We start from the raw sequence: 16,493 nt of genomic DNA, 5'->3' as shown, positions 1-16,493 counted from the left end.
ATTTACCTTCCAATTTGCAAAATTTCTTACCACTAAAAATCTCACAAACAATCGTCTTTTACTGTATATAACAAGAGAAACGAAAACTTACCACCCAAAATCTCATTTTTTAAGTATTTATCTTCTTTTTACCAAAGACTGGTAACTTACCATTTAGAAAATTGGAAAGTTACAAATTAAGAAATAGCAACAATTTACAAGCCTTTTTTTTAATAACTTTCCAATTTTCACCCTCTATATTATTATTATTAATAAGAAAATATAAAGAAAGGATGAAACAGATGTTTGAAAAAGAACTTGATGAAGAACAGTATAAAGCGGTAACAAAATCACAAGGAAGAACATTGGTAATAGCAGGACCTGGCAGTGGTAAGACAAGGGTAATTACATACAAAATAGCATACCTTATAAACTCCGGTGTAAAACCACAGGAGATAATGCTTGTTACATTTACAAAAGCAGCTGCAAAAGAAATGCTACAAAGGGCCAAAGTAGTTTCAAAATCAAATCTAGAAGGTATTACGGCAGGTACGTTCCATCACGTATGTAACCTATTTCTTAGAAGATATGGAAGCACAATTGGACTAAAACCAAACTTTACCATCCTAGATAGTGAAGATGCAAAAGATTTAATGGAAAGCATCAGAAGTCAATTAATACCAAAATCCGAAAGAAAAACAGTACCAACTGCAAAACAACTCATCTCAATATACTCGTATATGAACAATACACTTTCATCGCTAAAAGAAGCAATAACAAGATACAACCCAAGATTCCTAGAACAAGAACATACAATAGAACAAATATTAATAAAATACCAACAAGAAAAACAAGCTCAAAATTCTGTAGATTATGACGATCTTCTAATCCACACACTCCACATACTTTCAACAAGTAAAAGCATCAGATTAAGAGAATCGGAAAGATACAAGTGGATACTCGTTGATGAATTTCAAGACACCAATATAGTACAATTCAAAATAGTAGAACTACTATCAACTGTACACAAGAATCTAATAGTTGTTGGAGATGATGCACAAAGCATTTATTCATTTAGAGGTGCAAGGTTTGAAAATGTACTTGATTTTCAAAAAGAAGCAGAAACATTCAAAATCCAAACAAATTACAGAAGTTCACAAGAAATAGTCAATTTTATAAATAAAATGCTTCCAAAAAAATCTATAAAGAAAACATTACGCGCAAAAAGAAGTACGGGTATAAAACCATTCGTAGTACAAGTATTTGACCATTACGATGAAGCAGACTTTGTTGCAAATGAAATTGTAAACTTTCAACATAACGGAATATCTCTAAATGATATCGCAGTGCTATACAGAGCACACGCACATTCCCTTGAGCTTCAACTTGAACTTTCAAAACATAACATTCCATTTAAGTTATACTCTGGTTTACGATTTACCGAAACAGCACACGTAAAAGATTGCATGGCATTTCTAAAGACCACGGTAAATCCTGAAGAAAAAATTTCATGGATACGGCTCCTAAAACTTGTAAATGGCATAGGAAATATAAAGGCAAATAACTATGCAGAAGAAATTTCAAAAAGAGGATATAGCGCATTAGACGAGATAAAAGAAAAAAGTTCCGATTTTAAAAAACTAAGGGAAACTATTAAAAACACACTAACTGTGGAAAATCCAGGTGAAAGAATAAAGATATTTTACATAGACTTTTATCACAAAAAAATGGAAGAAAAATTTGAAGATTACAAGGATAGAAGAGAGGATATAGAACGCCTTATAGAAATGGCATCATTTTACAAAAATACCGAAAACTTTATCGGTGATATATTAATAAGTGAAAGCTATGAAATGAGAAACGAAGACAACGAAAAAGAAAAGGTAACACTTACCACTATTCACCAGGCAAAAGGACTTGAATGGAAAGTAGTTTTTATTTTAAGTGTTAACCCAGGTGATTTTCCACATATAATGAGTTTGCGCGAAAATAACATAGATGAAGAAGAAAGACTATTTTATGTTGCAATAACACGTGCAAAAGATCATCTATACATAATTCACAGTGTAGGAGGCTCATCTAGAATATTCTACGGAAATGATTATCTAATGAGACGTGGAAAAAGCTTTATAGACGAGATTCCATTTCATCTTGTCGAACACCTTGAATATGGAGTTGAAAAATGATATACATAGGAACAAGTGGTTTTCAATTTGATGATTGGATAGGTACAGTATATCCAAAAGATATTAAAAAAGCACAGATGTTAAATTATTACATTGGAAAGTACACATTTAATACAGTGGAATTAAACTACACGTATTATAGAATGCCAAAATACAAAGGCATTGTATCTCTTTTAAGAAAAACTCCAAGAAATTTTATATTTTCAATAAAACTATACGGCGGAATAACACACGAAAAAGATTTAGAACTTGTGGATAAATTTTTGCAAGAAACCTGTGAAATGGAAAACGAAAATAGATTGATAGGTTATCTTGCACAATTTCCGTTTTCATTCAAGAAAAATCCGGAAAATGAAGGGTATTTGTATAAACTTTCAAAAAAGATAAAAAATTTGTTTGTTGAGTTTAGACATATATCTTGGGTGGATTTTAAAACAAAAGATTTTGAAATAATAACAATTGATCAACCACAGTTAAAGGATTTCTATCCATTTAAGATAAATGCAAATGAGAAATTATACGTTAGACTCCATGGAAGAAATAAAAAGTGGTTTGAAGGAGATGTTAAAACAAGGTATAATTACAATTACAAAAGAAAAGAACTTTTGGAAATTTATGAAAAAATAAAGGATTTTAAAGGAGAAAAGTATATTTACTTTAATAACTGCTATCGTGGATACGCGCTTTTAAACGCAATGGATTTTAGGGAAATAATTGGTGGTGGAAAACTTGAAATTTTTTGAACACAAAGAAAAAGACAATAGTCAAATTAGTTGGGAAGGTGAAAAAAAGTTTATAGATGCCCTAAAAAAGGGAGAAGAATGGGCATACAGAAGGTTATACAGAGAATATGCACCAAAGATTGGATCCTTTGCCAAAACGTATTTTGGGACAGATGATGTGGATGATATAGTACAGGAAGTCATGTTGAGGATATTTAAAGGAATAAAAAAGTTTAAAGGAAACTCTTCACTTTCTACTTGGATATATAAAATAACGTTAAATGTATGTAACACGTACTATGAAAAATTCAAAAAGAAAAGTGAAAAAGTTTTCAGTGTAGAAAACGATGAAGAAGATATAGAAGCAGATATTCCAGATAAAGAAAAAGATGTGCAAAAAGAAGTAGAATCGGAATTGTTATACGAAAAAATTAATAAAGTGCTAGAAAAGCTCCCAGAAAATGAGAGAATATTAATAAAACTTAGGGATATAGATGAAATGTCTTACCTTGAAATAGCGGATATCCTAAGCATACCTGAAGGCACTGTAAAGAGCAGACTTCATAATGCCAGGAAAAAATTTAAAAAGATTCTTAAGGAGGAAGGTATAGTATGACCGAGGAAAAATATGGTAAGGTTATAGAACTATTAAAACAAACCACTTGCTATAAACCGGGAGATATTTTGGAAGAAAAGGTAATTAATAATATCAAAAAAAAGAAAAGATTTTCTATGTTGTACAAATCGATAATTTTGATAGCGGGAATTAGTATAATCTCTTTAGTCTACATGGGAATTGACAAACCCAAAAATGAGGTTTTTACACAAAATAACACCACACCTGTATTGAAAGAGTTTGAACCAATTTATGATATAACATTGGTAAGCGATGGATTTTGAGAGGTGAAATAGTGAAAAAATTTTTTCTTTTTTTCTTGATATTTATTTCTACATACATTTTCCCACAATCTTATCATGCGTTTAGATTGATATTTGAATACTACAAAGATCAACTTCAAATGGTAAGATATGAGGAAGTTTTCTGTGAGGACGGCAACAAAATAGTCTTTGTAAAGGTTCCAAAAAAGGTAACGTGGGTAAAGTTAAATGGGAAATTTTACATTGGAAATGGAAAATTAAAACTTTCACCACCTATAAATGACTTGGAGGATGTGTTTTATAAGTATCTTGATGCACATAAACTTTCAGGGGATTTTAATGGGGAGATTACAATTGTAGAAAAATTATTCACAATAAAAGCGGTAAAAACAAATGGAATGCTTACAAAAATTGTTAGAAAGTTTAGTAATATTTTAACTGAGATGCACTTTATCTACCTTCCAACTACAAAGACTTTTGAAGATATTTTATCTTCTTTAAAATTGTCTAATGAGAGTGATTTGCCTCCTAAAATATACAGTATTTTAAATAAATTTTTGTGGTTTACACCAAAGATTTCAAAAGATAATCTTGAGATTTATGCAATAGACAAAAATGGCGAGGAAGTTATCCTTGAAATTTCGAAAAAATACGGGGAATTTAAGATAGATTCGTTTTATTTAACTATAAAAAAATCAAGTGAAGAGACAAGAGAGGAAATAAAAAATGAAATCAGCCGTGTTAATTGATGGATATGTGGATGAACCCGCTGTTTTAGGAGTTCCACCATATATAAGCACATATGCCCGCTATATAGCGGGTACTTTGTTGTTAAAGGGGTTTGAAGTAACATACACTACTATAGACCAAATAAGAGAAAAAGATGATTGGCAAAATTTCAACGATTATGATGTTATGGTTATTTTATCCTCCGTTACAGTTCCTGGAAAGTACATCGGTGGAACACCAATAACGATAGATGAAATCGAAAAGCTATTTGATCTAAACAAAAAGCCTTTTAGAATTTTAACAGGTGCAATTGTGAAATTTTTGAAAAGTACAAAAGCAGATGATGTAGCTGAAGATTTTTTAAAGTATGCATTTGAAAATGTAAGCTACGAAATAATTAGGAAAGTTTCTATAGAAGGTGCACAGATTGTAAAACAACATCCGAGATATCCAGACGTTATCTGTGAAATTGAAGTTTCATTGGGATGTGAAAGAAAAACGTATTGTACTTTTTGCAGTGAGCCAATTTTACACCCAATTTTTTCATCAAGACCTGTAAAAGATATAGTAGATGAAGTTGAAGCAATTTATAAATGTGGAGTAAGGGCTTTTAGGCTAGGTAGAAGTGCAAATATACTTGCGTACGGATTTGACAAAAATTCATCAAAAATTAATATTTCATTAATAGATGAGTTGTACAATGGAATTAGAGATGTAGCACCTGAGTTGGAAGTATTGCATACAGACAATGCAAACCCGGGATTTATAGCAAAATATTATCCAGAAAGTGTCAGGGCAATAGAAATAATTGTAAATTACAACACACCAGGTGATATTTTTTCGTTTGGAATTGAAAGTTTTGACGAAGATGTAAGAAAGAAGAATAATATCCAAGGAAGTGTAGATGATATAGATTTTGCAATAAGACTTGTAAACGAGGTTGGTGGAAAAAGGGTGGAAGGCGTACCAAAACTTTTGCCAGGATTAAATTTTATATTTGGTTTATACGGTGAAACAAAAAAGTCCTATGAGATATTGTACAAAAAATTAAAAGAATATTTAAATGATAATGTATTGATAAGAAGGATAAATTTAAGGCAACTTTATTTGGTACCAAATACGCCTATGTGGTATTTGAGCAAGAGAAAGCATCTTAAGGTAAATAAAAAGTTATTTAACCACTATAAATATCTAATTAGAAGAGAAATAGATGCCCCTATGCTAAAAAAAGTATTTCCAAAAGGAACTATCATTCGAAATGTAATTTCTGAATTTAGAGAGGGAAATATAACGTTTGCAAGACCTCTTGGCACTTATCCTATTTTGATAGGGGTTATAGGAAATTTTGAAGGAAAATCAGATGTTTATGTGGTAGATCACGGAAGAAGGTCCATTACGGCAATTGAAATGGAAAGAAAAGTAGGCGATTACTCAATTAATGAGCTTACAAAAATTCCGGGGATAGGAAAATCAACTGCACAAATGTTAAGAGAAAAATTTTTCAACCAGCCTTTATGGAAAGTATTGGAGGGACAAGTTGATTAAATCGTATTTTGACCTTTTGACATCGAAAATTTTACTGGAAACAACAGTAGAAGTTTTAAAAAATGAAAGTGTGGATAAATTTTTCCACAAGTTAGCGGATAAATCATTACCCATTTTAAAATTTGACGCATGGTCTGTTTTGGAAGTTGAGGATAAAGAAAGGGTAAAATTTGTTGCTGTATCTGATTTTTACCGAAGGTTTGATGTTGAAAAAATTGAAAAAAAACTTTCTTTTCAAGACTTTGCATTGTATAATGTAGTTTTAAATACCAAGAGGTGGAAATATATAAAAGACGTTTCAAAGACAAGGGCTTGGGTACCAAATAATAGGATTTCTTCTTGGATAGGGATTCCATTGCTTTTTGATTCTAAAGTATATGGTGTTTTAAGTTTGGATTATTTTAAGATAAAAAGACTTGGACTAAAAGAAAAACTATTTTTGGATAATTTTCAAAGAAATTTTTCAAAAATTGCATCTGATTTTAGACAGCTTAAGGAACTATTCTATCAAAAATATATTGATCAACTTACAAGTTTAAAAAACAGACACTTTATAGAAGAATTTTTTGAAAACAATAAAGAAAGGGTTGGATTAATTTTTTGTGATTTAAATAAATTTAAATCAATAAATGATACATATGGTCATAGATTTGGAGATGAAGTTATAAAGGTCGTGGCAAAGAGATTAAAAAATGTATTAAAATCCACTGATCAGGTTGTAAGATACGGAGGAGATGAGTTTATAATCATAACGAAAAATGTGGATAAAATACATATAATAATAAATAGGATTAAGAATATAATTAAAAAATATGATATAATTATCGATGGGAAGAAAGTGAATTTGGGAATTTCTTGTGGATATGCAATCTTTCCAGATGATGGAACGGATCTTTGGGAAATACTACATATTGCTGATCTTAGGATGTATGAAGAAAAAAAAGGAGTAAAAGATGAAGATTCTTTTTAATACGATAAATCTAGTTCCAAATTTTGGTGTACATTCTCTTCAAGTAGCTTTTCTATCATCTGAGATTTCAAAATTGCTTTCCCTTGATTATAAAAAGGCGTTTATAACAGGTTATATACATGATATTGGGGTTTTAATTCCCCATGAAGGTTTTGTTTTGGATGATATCAACTCATCGTATCTTTTACTCCATGATGTATCAAGTCTTAATGAGCTTACGAGAATGCATACTATAATAGGAAGTTTTATAATAAGCCAGATAAATTCACTAAAAGAATATTCGGATATCATCCTAAAGCACCATGCTGTTCCAAAGTTTTTGGATGAAAAATTTAGAGATGATATCTATGCGAATATTATTTCAATATCTGAAGAAATATCAAAGTACCATTTTATTAACGATGATGTGGATTACGACGATCTCTTTTTTCCAATTTTATCCATAAAAAATAGATTTTTTAAAGAAGTTTTTGATGCAGCTGTAGAATGCATAAAAAAAGAGTACGTGATGTGGATATTGGATGATATAAAACATAGCATATTAAAGGAGAAGTTAATCCAAGAATTTATAGATATAAGAAAAGACCAAGATTTCTTAATTGAATTAGGAATTTTAATTTCATTTATAGTAGATGTAAAGAGCAAATTTACAAAAGATCACTCATGGAGAGTTGCAACGGTAGCACGTGAAATGGCAAGTGTAGCTTCATTGGATAAAGACTCCATGTTTTTAGCGGGATTGTACCATGATATTGGAAAGATAACAACGCCTATAAGTATTTTAGAAAAAAAGGGAAAGTTAACGGAAAGCGAGATAAAGATAATGAAAAAACACGTGTATTACTCTATGATTATCCTACACGATTATTTGAATGAAAGCTGGTATTTACCCGCTGTAAGACATCAGGAAAGGTGTGATGGAACGGGATATCCGCTTAGGTTAATTTCTGATAATATGGAGTTTGAAGATAAAATACTTCAGGTAGCAGATTATTTTTCTGCATTGCTTGAAGATAGGCCATATAGGGAAGGTTTTAGCACTAAAAAGGCTTTTGAAATAACCTATGAGACGGCGAAAAAAGGTACATTGTCTGTTGAAGCTGTGGATGTTTTAAACGAAGTGTTGAAGAAAGATATGGATTTTAAAAATATTCCATATATTTCAGATGTGCAAAAAAACATTGATCAGTTTATAAATGGTATAACCATTTAAGGGGGGAGTGTGTGAGGTTTTTGGTAATTTCCGATTTACATATTCCCACAAGAAACAGGGAAATACACCCAAAGATTGTTGATCTTTCTAAAAGCTGTGATGGTATTTTTGCATTGGGTGATTTTGTTGATTTAAATACAGTTTTGTATTTGCAATCTTTAAATAGGAATTTTTATGCTGTGTTTGGCAACATGGATGATTATGACGTAAAAGATTATCTTCCCGCACAAAGGATAGTAAAGATAGGAAGGTATATCATTGGACTTACACATGGAAGCGGTTCACATACAAGAATTCCAGAAAGAATAGTAAATTGGTTTGATGACGATGTGGATGTAATATTATTTGGACACAGCCATGTACCTGAAGATAGAATTTTTCGTGGAAAGCGTTTCATAAATCCCGGGACAGCTATGGAAACATACGGTATAATGGAGATTAATGAGAAGTTAAAATTTGAAGTATTTAAGGAGGATTAAGGATGATAGGTTACGAAATTTATATCCGCTCTTTTTACGATTACAATAGTGATGGTATGGGAGATTTCAAAGGACTTTCACAAAAGGTATCTTATTTAAAAGACTTAGGTATAGACCTTGTTTGGATAATGCCGCATTTTAGAGCACCAAGTTATCATGGATATGATATAATTAATTTTTTTGATACAAATATTTCGTATGGAACACTAGAAGAATTCAAAAAAATGGTAGATGTTTTACATGAAAATGGTATAAGAGTTGTTATTGATTTACCTTTAAATCACGTTTCTTCAAGGCATCCTTGGTTTAAAGCAGCGCTTGAAAATGATCCAAAATATAAAAATTATTTTCTTTGGGCAGATGAAGATGTAGATTTAAACGAAAAAAGGCCTTGGGATAATGAGGTGATTTGGCATCCATACAAAGGAAAGTGGTATTATGGAGTATTTGGGGGAGCATCTCCCGATTTAAACTATGAAAATGAAGAAGTTGTAGAAGAAGCGCTAAAAATTGTGGAGTTTTGGTTAAAAGTGGGGGTAGATGGTTTTAGATTTGATGCGGCAAAGCATATTTACGATTATGATACTGTAAACAAGAGATTTCACTACAACCATGAGAAAAATATTGCTTTTTGGAAGAAAATAATGGATAAAGCAAGGAGTATAAAAAATAATGTATTTGCCGTAACTGAAGTGTGGGATTCCCCAGAAATAGTTATGGAATATGCAAAAACAATAGGATGTTCATTTAATTTTTACTTTACAGAGGCTATAAAGGAATCTATGACAAATGGAAATACACATAAAATATGGGATTGTTTTTCAAGGACTTTAACGGATAATAGAGGGTTGTATATCCCTTCAAATTTTTCCGGAAATCACGATATGACACGACTTGCATCCGTTATAAAATCAGAAGAACAGAGAAAGGTGTTCTTTGCAATGCTTCTAACGACACCTGGTATACCATTTATTTACTATGGTGATGAATTGGGAATGAAAGGCGTTTTTGATCCATACTTTACCGAAAACGTAATAGAACCTATGCCTTGGTATGCTTCACTTTCAGGTGAAGGACAAACTTTATGGAAATCTATAGGTTTTAATTATGCATTTACAGGTGTTTCTGTTGAGGAGCAATCAAAGAGAGAAGGTAGTTTACTTAACGCCGTAAAACAATGGATAAGGTTTAGAAAGGAAAACACTTGGATGGTAAATTCATGGATAGTGGATTTAAAAACAAGTGAGTTTGTTGTAGCGTATACCATTACAAATGGAGAAAAGTCCTTTAGAATATATCACAATATAGCAGGGCACGAAGAGCAATTTGAGGGAATTCATCTAAAACCATTTGAGTCGAGGGTACTTTAATGGCAAAGATAAAGAAACTTGACAAAAACGTAATTTCCAAAATAGCAGCGGGAGAGGTTGTAGCAGGACCATTTTCAGTTGTAAAAGAACTCGTGGAAAATGCATTGGATGCCGATGCAAAAAAAATAGAAGTAGAGCTCCAAAACGGTGGAAAAAGTTATATAAAAGTAAAAGACAATGGAGAAGGTATGTCAAAAGATGACCTTCTCCTTTCTGTTGAAGAACACACAACTAGCAAAATAAAAGATTTTGAAGATATATACACTTTGTATACATTTGGATTTAGAGGTGAGGCGCTATCTTCTATATCAAAGGTAAGTAGAGTTGTAATTACTTCAAATAACGGAAAGGAATCTCATAGACTTGAAGTTATAGGAGGGAAAATAAAGAAGATAGAAGAATTTCCCACTATTGAGCGAGGAACAACTGTTGAGGTGCTTGATTTGTTTTTTAATGTACCTGCAAGGAGAAAATTTTTAAAATCTTCAGCTGTTGAAAAAAGGCGTGTTATAGAATTTGTGGAAAAGTTTTTGCTGAGCAACCCTGAAGTTTCCTTTACTCTAAAGTCCGATGGTGATGTTTTGTACAATGCAGAATCTTCCAGTTTGGAAGAAAGATTTAAGTTGATATTTCCAGAGGTAAGAGAATTTACAAATATTAACGGGAAATTTGTAAATGGTATTATCTCATCTCCCAATTATTACAGAAAAAATCGTACAGGGCAAATCTTTTTTGTACAAAAAAGATTTGTAGTAGATAAAATGCTTTATTATGTATTTGAAAATGGATATGGAGAATCCTTGGTAAATCACCCATATGGTGTGTTGTTTATAGATTTACCACCAAAATATGTAGATGTGAACGTACACCCACAAAAACTTGAGGTAAAGTTTTCAGATCCCAATGCGATTTATTCGGATATAATAAGAACTGTTAGAAATGCACTGAAAAAATTTATATCAAAGAAGATATTTGTAAGTGATAAAAAATTTGAAGTTAAAGAAAGGCATCTTAACTACATTAATAGGCAAAAGGTAGAAAATGAAATTTCAAAAAATCAAATTTTTCAGACTTTGTTTGATATAGAGAGAAAAAATTTGGAGGTAAAAAGAGATGTTATTATTTTAAGGAAAAGGTATGTTTTGTTTGAATCTGAAGATGGTATCTATATAATGGATTTTCACGCAGCGCATGAGAGAATATTGTATGAAGATATATTAAAAAAATTAAATGAAAAAGTAGATGTGTTGGATTTAATGATACCTATTGAAGTAAAATTTGGAAAGAGTTTTTTAAGCATCGCAAGCGAGAGGAAAAAGGATTTTGAAAAGTTTGGATTTGATATAAAAATAGAAGATGATAGTATAAAGATCCTTTCTGTTCCGTCGTTTATTAAACCTTCAAATGTTGAAGAAGTATTAAGGGAAATATTGGATGAATTTAGATTACCTGGGGATAGCCCCAAAAATATGAAACACATTATTGCAGACAAAGCGTGTAAAAGTGCTGTAAAGACAGGATATGATATTACTGAAAGTGAGGCAAAAAAGCTAGTTGAGGAAGTTTTAAAAAGGGGACTGACTACTTGTCCCCATGGAAGACCTCTTTTTTTAAAATTAACTTTTCATGAACTTGATAGTTATTTTGAGAGGATTTAGCTTTTTCCATATCAAAAGTTTTACCAAGTGAAAGTACCAGTCCTAATTCAATGGGAAGCCCTTTTTTGACTATTTTTTCAACCACTATTTTTATGTTGTACTCTACAAACTTAAATCTGTAACTTACCACTCCATTTTCTATTTCCAAAATTAAATACGTAGCACCTGGTTTTCCATTCTTTGTTCTTCCCACACTTCCCGGGTTTAAAATAATTTTTCCACAAAGATATTTTGCCATTGTAATGTGTGTATGGCCTGTGATTATTATATCTTCATTTGTAGATTGTATAATTAGCTTTAACCTTTCTGGAGAAATATCAGGTCTTACGTATTCTAAAAGGTGGTTTAGCGGACTTCCGTGTACTAGCAAAATTTTTACATTTTCTACTTCTAAAGAAAGCTTCTGTGGAAGGTTTTTCAAAAATTCTTTATTTTTGTCACTGGTATTCTTTATTGTCCATGAAAGAGATATATCACCTATTTCTGTTTCCCTGCCAGGATTATATGAACAACCACAACTGTTTTTTTTATTTCCCACTGCATCGTCGTAATTTCCCATAACAGAGATAATACCTTTTTCCTTAATTAGTTCAACTACCTCGTTTGGATTTGGACCGTATCCTACTAAATCTCCTAAACAATATATTTGATCAACTTTTTCATTTTCGATATCAAATAGTACACTTTTAAGTGCTTCAAGATTTGAATGAATATCTGAGATGAATGCAATTTTTTTCAAAACCTCACTCCTTTTTTTGATATTAATTATATCGTATCATTTGTTTTTATTCTTTTATCCATTTTTCAACTTTTTCCGTATCTATGGTTGCAAGGGCTATGTAATTGTCTGCTCCTCCGTAATAAATATAATATTTATCTTTGTATCTTACCATTGCATCTGAAAAGACAACGTTTGGAACTCCTCCAAAAATCTCCCATTCTTCTTTTGGTTCTAAAATAGGTTCTTGTGATCTTTTAATTATTTTAGTTGGATCATTTAAGTCAAGAAGCATAAATCCCAGTCTGTATATATTTCGTGGAGCTTTTTGTACGCCGTGGTACAAAAGAAGCCAGCCATATTCGGTCTTAATTGGAGGTGCACCTGCACCAATCTTAAGGTTGTCCCAGTGATTTTTTCTTGGAGATGCTATTTTCACGTAGTTTTCCCAATGAATTAAGTCATCTGAAAATGCAAGATAAATATCGGGTTCGATCCTGTGAATAAGTACATATTTTCCGTTTATTTTTTCTGGAAAAAGGGTGGCATCTTTGTTGGGACTTTCAGGGAGTATTGTTCCAAATCTTTCATACGTGATGAAATTTTTTGTTCTTGCCATTGCAACTTTAATACCCGTTGGAGAATATGCAGTGTAATTTATATAGTAGTATCCTTCTAAGAAAGTAATCCTTGGATCTTCAACTCCGTATAATTCTTCTTGTGTTGATGGGCCAAATACATATCTTTCAAGCCTATTCCAGTGGACACCATCTGTGCTAACGGCATAACCTAATCTTGATACCATATCTTCTCCTTGTGCTCTGTAGAGCATATGGAATAATTCTCCATCGAACACTACTGCGGGATTAAAAACAAATCTACTTTCCCATATATGATTTGGATTGGGACCAAATAAAGGATTTTTGGGATGTCTTTCAAGTTTTAATTTCACATATTTCGCCCCTTTCTATATAGAACTTTTTCTCTTGATAAATTTAGTAAATAAAGAAATCATAACAGGATGAGTATCATGACCAATAAGAAGTTCATACATTCTCTTTGCAGCTAAAGACCCCATCTCATCTTTAAAAACCTTCAAAGTAGTTAAGGAAGGTTCAAACTCTTTTGCACTGAGTATATCGTCAAAACCTATTATTGATACGTCTTCTGGTATTTTAAAATTCCTTTTTTTTAATTCTCTAATCACTCTCATTGCGGTGATATCATTTGAAGCAAAAATAGCTTCTGGAATACCGTCTTTTTTTAGCATAAATTCTATTACATCTTCCATGTTATCTTTTACATCATCGTATTCATAATATTTTGGAAGTAAGTTTGCTTGATGCATAGCCGTGGTATATCCTTCGAATCTTCCTTTAAAACCGTATGAGTTCAATGGACCATGTATGTGAAATATTCTTCTAAATCCTTTCTTTATTAAATAATTAGTTGCATAATATGCCCCATCGTACCCATTTGTGACAATACAATTGACTTTTTCTCCTGGAATGTAATGGTCCAGAAGCAAAAAAGGCTTTTTGATATCTTTATAGTATTTTACCGTTTCTTTCGTAGTATCACCACCTACAAGTATATATCCATCACACTCTATATGAGTAAGTAATTTTGTTTTGCAAAATTCAATGCCATATTCTTCCCCTATTTTTTCTAAAAACGTTAAAATAACAGAATAAAATTCTGGAGATATATTTTCCTTTTCCATTTTTATCAATCTGTCACTTTCACAAATTCCTACTTTAAACTTTTTTTTATGCCTTGCAAGTGCAGAAGCAAGAATCTTTGGTTTGTAATTTAATTCTTCAATTGCTTTCCAAACTTTCATTTTGGTTTTTTCTGAGACATTTTCTAAATTGTTTAATACACGAGATACAGTAGCAATAGAAACACCTGCCTTTTTTGCAACATCGTCTATTGTTATCACGAAAAATCCTCCTTTTTTGTAAGCGGTTTTCTATAGTGTATTAAATAGCTTAACACTTTAAGACGTATTTTCAAAATTTAAATATGCATTTTATTTGAAAATTATGCGTAAAAATATAAATTTTTTTTCAAATTATCTATTTTTTTCTTTAAGTATCTATATGTAACCGTTTACATTATTTAAAAAAGCCACCTGTAGGTGGCCTTTTTACACATATGCTGCTAAATCAAATAATCCGTGACCTGAAAGTGTAAATACAATTGTTTTTTCCATTTTTTCTTCTTTTGCTTTTAACGCTTCTTTTATAGCTCCTGCTATTGCATGAGCAGATTCAGGTGCTGGTATTATTCCTTCAACTTTAGCAAAAATTTTTGCAGCTTGAAAAGTTTCGTCTTGATCAAACGCTTCTGCTTCGATTAATCTATTTTTTAAAAGAGCTGAAACGATAGGAGCAGCTCCATGGTATCTTAATCCACCTGCGTGTATTTTGGGTGGTACAAAATCTTTTCCGAGTGTGAACATCTTTAAAAGTGGAGTAAATCCGACACTGTCTCCAAAATCGTATTTATATTTTCCTTTTGTTAAAGTTGGACAACTTTTTGGCTCGCAAGCCAAAAATTTTATGTTTTTTCCGGAGAGTTTTTCCGGTATAAACGGTAATATTGTACCTCCAAAATTTGAACCTCCGCCATGACAACCTATTAAAACATCGGGAATTAAACCTAATTTTTCAAGTTGTTTTTTTATTTCAAGCCCAATTATCGTTTGATGCAAAAGCACATGATTTAATACACTGCCCAGCGCATACTTTGAGTTTTTTTGTTCCAAAACTTTTTCCATTGCCTCACTAATTGCAATTCCAAGTGTTCCAGGATGATTTTCTCCGTATTTTTTTCCAGATGCCGTTAAATTACTTGGTGATGGAACAACTTCTCCATTAAAGAGATTCATTAGTTGTTTTCTGGCAGGTTTTTGCATATAACTTACTCTTACCATGAATACTTTTACTTTCAATCCAAATTTTAATCCCGCATATGAAAGTGCGCTTCCCCATTGACCGGCACCCGTTTCTGTATAAAGGGTTTTAGTACCGGAAATCTTGTTGTAATATACTTGTGCAAGTGCGGTATTTGTCTTATGACTACCTGTAGGACTTACTCCTTCGTATTTGTAGTAAATCTTTGCTGGAGTCTCTAAATATCTTTCGAGAAAAGTTGCTCTGATTAATGGAGTTGGTCTAAAAACATAGTATTCATTTAATACTTTTTCTGGGATTTCAATAAATCTCTTATCTGAAACTTCTTGTTCCAATAACGGTAGTGGGAATGTTTTTAATAGTTTTTCTGGAGTCATTGGTTTGTTTGTTTCTGGATCAAGCGGTGGATCAAGCTTAAACGGTAAATCTGCAAGTACGTTGTACCAACTTTTTGGAAGTTCGTGAAGATGTACATATTCCCTCATTTCTATCCCTCCTTAATATAATAAAAAATGCCGGGCAGATAATGCCCGGCAATTGTCCTCTCAAGTATATTTTTACCACAACAAAGGTGGTGGACAATTGCCACTGTTCCACCACCAAACAAAGTTTTCACTTTTAAAATAGGTAAAATATTCTTTTGTCGATAATTTTTTCATAATATCACCAACTATTAATTTTTTCTTTCCATTATTTTAATATAAAGAAGCGATATTGTCAATTAATTTTGGGAGTGTTTCAAAAATAAGAGGAAGTGGTTCAAAAATAAAAGGGGAGATGATATAATCTCCCCTGATATGAGAAGAACTAACATAAAGAAAATACTCAAACTTGTTAAAAAATTTTACAACAATATTTTACCACAACTTCCTCAAAAATCTACCTCCAAAGGTAGACCTAAGAAATACCCAGACGCACTAATTCTTTCCTTAGCAGTTTTAAAAGAACTGTTTGCTCTTTCGTTTAGAGAGACATTAGAAATGGGTGCATTATACTTTAAGAGAGTTCCATCTCTTAGAGATTTTCATTACAGACTTCTTCAGTTAGAAGAAGTTATAAAACTTCTTATAAAATTCATTCACGACGAACTTCAAGAAGATATACAAAGTGTTATTGTAGATGGTACA

The 16,493-nt window shown here is 31.7% G+C and carries 15 protein-coding genes and 1 pseudogene; 12 read left to right on the top strand and 4 right to left on the bottom strand.

The genetic code is table 11. The annotated features are described in order from the left end of the window. Positions 1-281: 281 nt before the first annotated feature. The 11 genes from AS157_RS00335 to mutL are packed head-to-tail and all read left to right on the top strand — an operon-like array spanning position 282 to position 11,730. The gene (locus tag AS157_RS00335) at positions 282-2,165 is read left to right on the top strand and encodes an ATP-dependent helicase (protein WP_143611763.1); all 1,884 of its coding nucleotides are present in this window, start codon (positions 282-284) and stop codon (positions 2,163-2,165) included. Continuing rightward, the gene (locus AS157_RS00330; RefSeq protein WP_077289281.1) at positions 2,162-2,908 is read left to right on the top strand and encodes a DUF72 domain-containing protein; all 747 of its coding nucleotides are present in this window, start codon (positions 2,162-2,164) and stop codon (positions 2,906-2,908) included. Before AS157_RS00335 ends, AS157_RS00330 begins: the two co-directional genes overlap by 4 nt. Beyond that, positions 2,895-3,503, top strand: coding sequence for an RNA polymerase sigma factor (locus AS157_RS00325; RefSeq protein ID WP_077289282.1), 609 nt, complete (start codon positions 2,895-2,897; stop codon positions 3,501-3,503). Before AS157_RS00330 ends, AS157_RS00325 begins: the two co-directional genes overlap by 14 nt. Then, on the top strand, positions 3,500-3,787 hold the full coding sequence (locus AS157_RS00320) for a hypothetical protein (RefSeq protein WP_077289283.1): 288 nt from the start codon (positions 3,500-3,502) through the stop codon (positions 3,785-3,787). Before AS157_RS00325 ends, AS157_RS00320 begins: the two co-directional genes overlap by 4 nt. Before the next feature lie 11 nt (positions 3,788-3,798). Beyond that, complete coding sequence (locus tag AS157_RS00315) at positions 3,799-4,515, top strand: hypothetical protein (protein ID WP_077289284.1); 717 nt, start codon at positions 3,799-3,801, stop codon at positions 4,513-4,515. Beyond that, positions 4,493-6,040 carry a radical SAM protein gene (locus AS157_RS00310; RefSeq protein ID WP_077289285.1) on the top strand — a complete coding sequence of 516 codons (1,548 nt, stop codon included), beginning with the start codon at positions 4,493-4,495 and terminating at the stop codon, positions 6,038-6,040. The genes AS157_RS00315 and AS157_RS00310 overlap by 23 nt, the downstream gene beginning before the upstream one ends. Continuing rightward, positions 6,033-7,010, top strand: a complete 978-nt coding sequence (locus AS157_RS00305; RefSeq protein WP_231450321.1) for a sensor domain-containing diguanylate cyclase — start codon at positions 6,033-6,035, stop codon at positions 7,008-7,010. Before AS157_RS00310 ends, AS157_RS00305 begins: the two co-directional genes overlap by 8 nt. Continuing rightward, positions 6,994-8,223, top strand: a complete 1,230-nt coding sequence (locus tag AS157_RS00300; protein WP_077289286.1) for an HD-GYP domain-containing protein — start codon at positions 6,994-6,996, stop codon at positions 8,221-8,223. The genes AS157_RS00305 and AS157_RS00300 overlap by 17 nt, the downstream gene beginning before the upstream one ends. Positions 8,224-8,234: 11 nt before the next feature. Next, positions 8,235-8,702, top strand: coding sequence for a metallophosphoesterase family protein (locus tag AS157_RS00295; protein ID WP_077289287.1), 468 nt, complete (start codon positions 8,235-8,237; stop codon positions 8,700-8,702). A gap of 2 nt (positions 8,703-8,704) precedes the next feature. Next, entirely contained in the window at positions 8,705-10,072 is a 1,368-nt protein-coding gene (locus tag AS157_RS00290; RefSeq protein ID WP_077289288.1) for an alpha-amylase family glycosyl hydrolase, read from the top strand. Next, positions 10,072-11,730, top strand: coding sequence for a DNA mismatch repair endonuclease MutL (mutL, locus tag AS157_RS00285; protein ID WP_077289289.1), 1,659 nt, complete (start codon positions 10,072-10,074; stop codon positions 11,728-11,730). Before AS157_RS00290 ends, mutL begins: the two co-directional genes overlap by 1 nt. Here the strand turns inward: mutL and AS157_RS00280 are convergent. The 4 genes from AS157_RS00280 to AS157_RS00265 form a co-directional block, all read right to left on the bottom strand. Then, positions 11,654-12,469 carry a metallophosphoesterase family protein gene (locus AS157_RS00280; protein WP_077289290.1) on the bottom strand — a complete coding sequence of 272 codons (816 nt, stop codon included), beginning with the start codon at positions 12,467-12,469 and terminating at the stop codon, positions 11,654-11,656. The two genes, mutL and AS157_RS00280, sit on opposite strands and share 77 nt — an antisense overlap. Before the next feature lie 46 nt (positions 12,470-12,515). Next, positions 12,516-13,400: a glycoside hydrolase family 130 protein gene (locus tag AS157_RS00275; protein ID WP_077289291.1), complete on the bottom strand. Its 885-nt coding sequence runs from the start codon at positions 13,398-13,400 to the stop codon at positions 12,516-12,518. Positions 13,401-13,415: 15 nt separating this feature from the next. Next, positions 13,416-14,390, bottom strand: coding sequence for a LacI family DNA-binding transcriptional regulator (locus AS157_RS00270; RefSeq protein WP_077289292.1), 975 nt, complete (start codon positions 14,388-14,390; stop codon positions 13,416-13,418). Between the two features lie 207 nt (positions 14,391-14,597). Then, on the bottom strand, positions 14,598-15,851 hold the full coding sequence (locus AS157_RS00265; protein WP_077289293.1) for a TrpB-like pyridoxal phosphate-dependent enzyme: 1,254 nt from the start codon (positions 15,849-15,851) through the stop codon (positions 14,598-14,600). A gap of 312 nt (positions 15,852-16,163) precedes the next feature. Between AS157_RS00265 and AS157_RS00260 the strand changes: the two are divergent. Beyond that, positions 16,164-16,493, top strand: a pseudogene (locus AS157_RS00260) (hypothetical protein); the annotation flags it as partial.

It is taken from the genome of Thermosipho sp. 1244 (assembly GCF_018588215.1).
GTDB classification, from domain to species: Bacteria; Thermotogota; Thermotogae; order Thermotogales; family Fervidobacteriaceae; genus Thermosipho; species Thermosipho affectus.
Note: the sequence above shows the minus strand (reverse complement) of the source record. Positions and strands in the feature narration are given on the sequence as shown.

Bases quoted from the DNA above. Each gene is read 5' to 3' on its own strand.
- AS157_RS00310 (WP_077289285.1), top strand. From the start codon at position 4,493: ATGAAATCAGCCGTGTTAATTGATGGATATGTGGATGAACCCGCTGTT.
- mutL (WP_077289289.1), top strand. From the start codon at position 10,072: ATGGCAAAGATAAAGAAACTTGACAAAAACGTAATTTCCAAAATAGCA.
- AS157_RS00320 (WP_077289283.1), top strand. From the start codon at position 3,500: ATGACCGAGGAAAAATATGGTAAGGTTATAGAACTATTAAAACAAACC.
- AS157_RS00335 (WP_143611763.1), top strand. From the start codon at position 282: ATGTTTGAAAAAGAACTTGATGAAGAACAGTATAAAGCGGTAACAAAA.
- AS157_RS00330 (WP_077289281.1), top strand. From the start codon at position 2,162: ATGATATACATAGGAACAAGTGGTTTTCAATTTGATGATTGGATAGGT.
- AS157_RS00300 (WP_077289286.1), top strand. From the start codon at position 6,994: ATGAAGATTCTTTTTAATACGATAAATCTAGTTCCAAATTTTGGTGTA.
- AS157_RS00265 (WP_077289293.1), bottom strand. From the start codon at position 15,851: ATGAGGGAATATGTACATCTTCACGAACTTCCAAAAAGTTGGTACAAC.
- AS157_RS00290 (WP_077289288.1), top strand. From the start codon at position 8,705: ATGATAGGTTACGAAATTTATATCCGCTCTTTTTACGATTACAATAGT.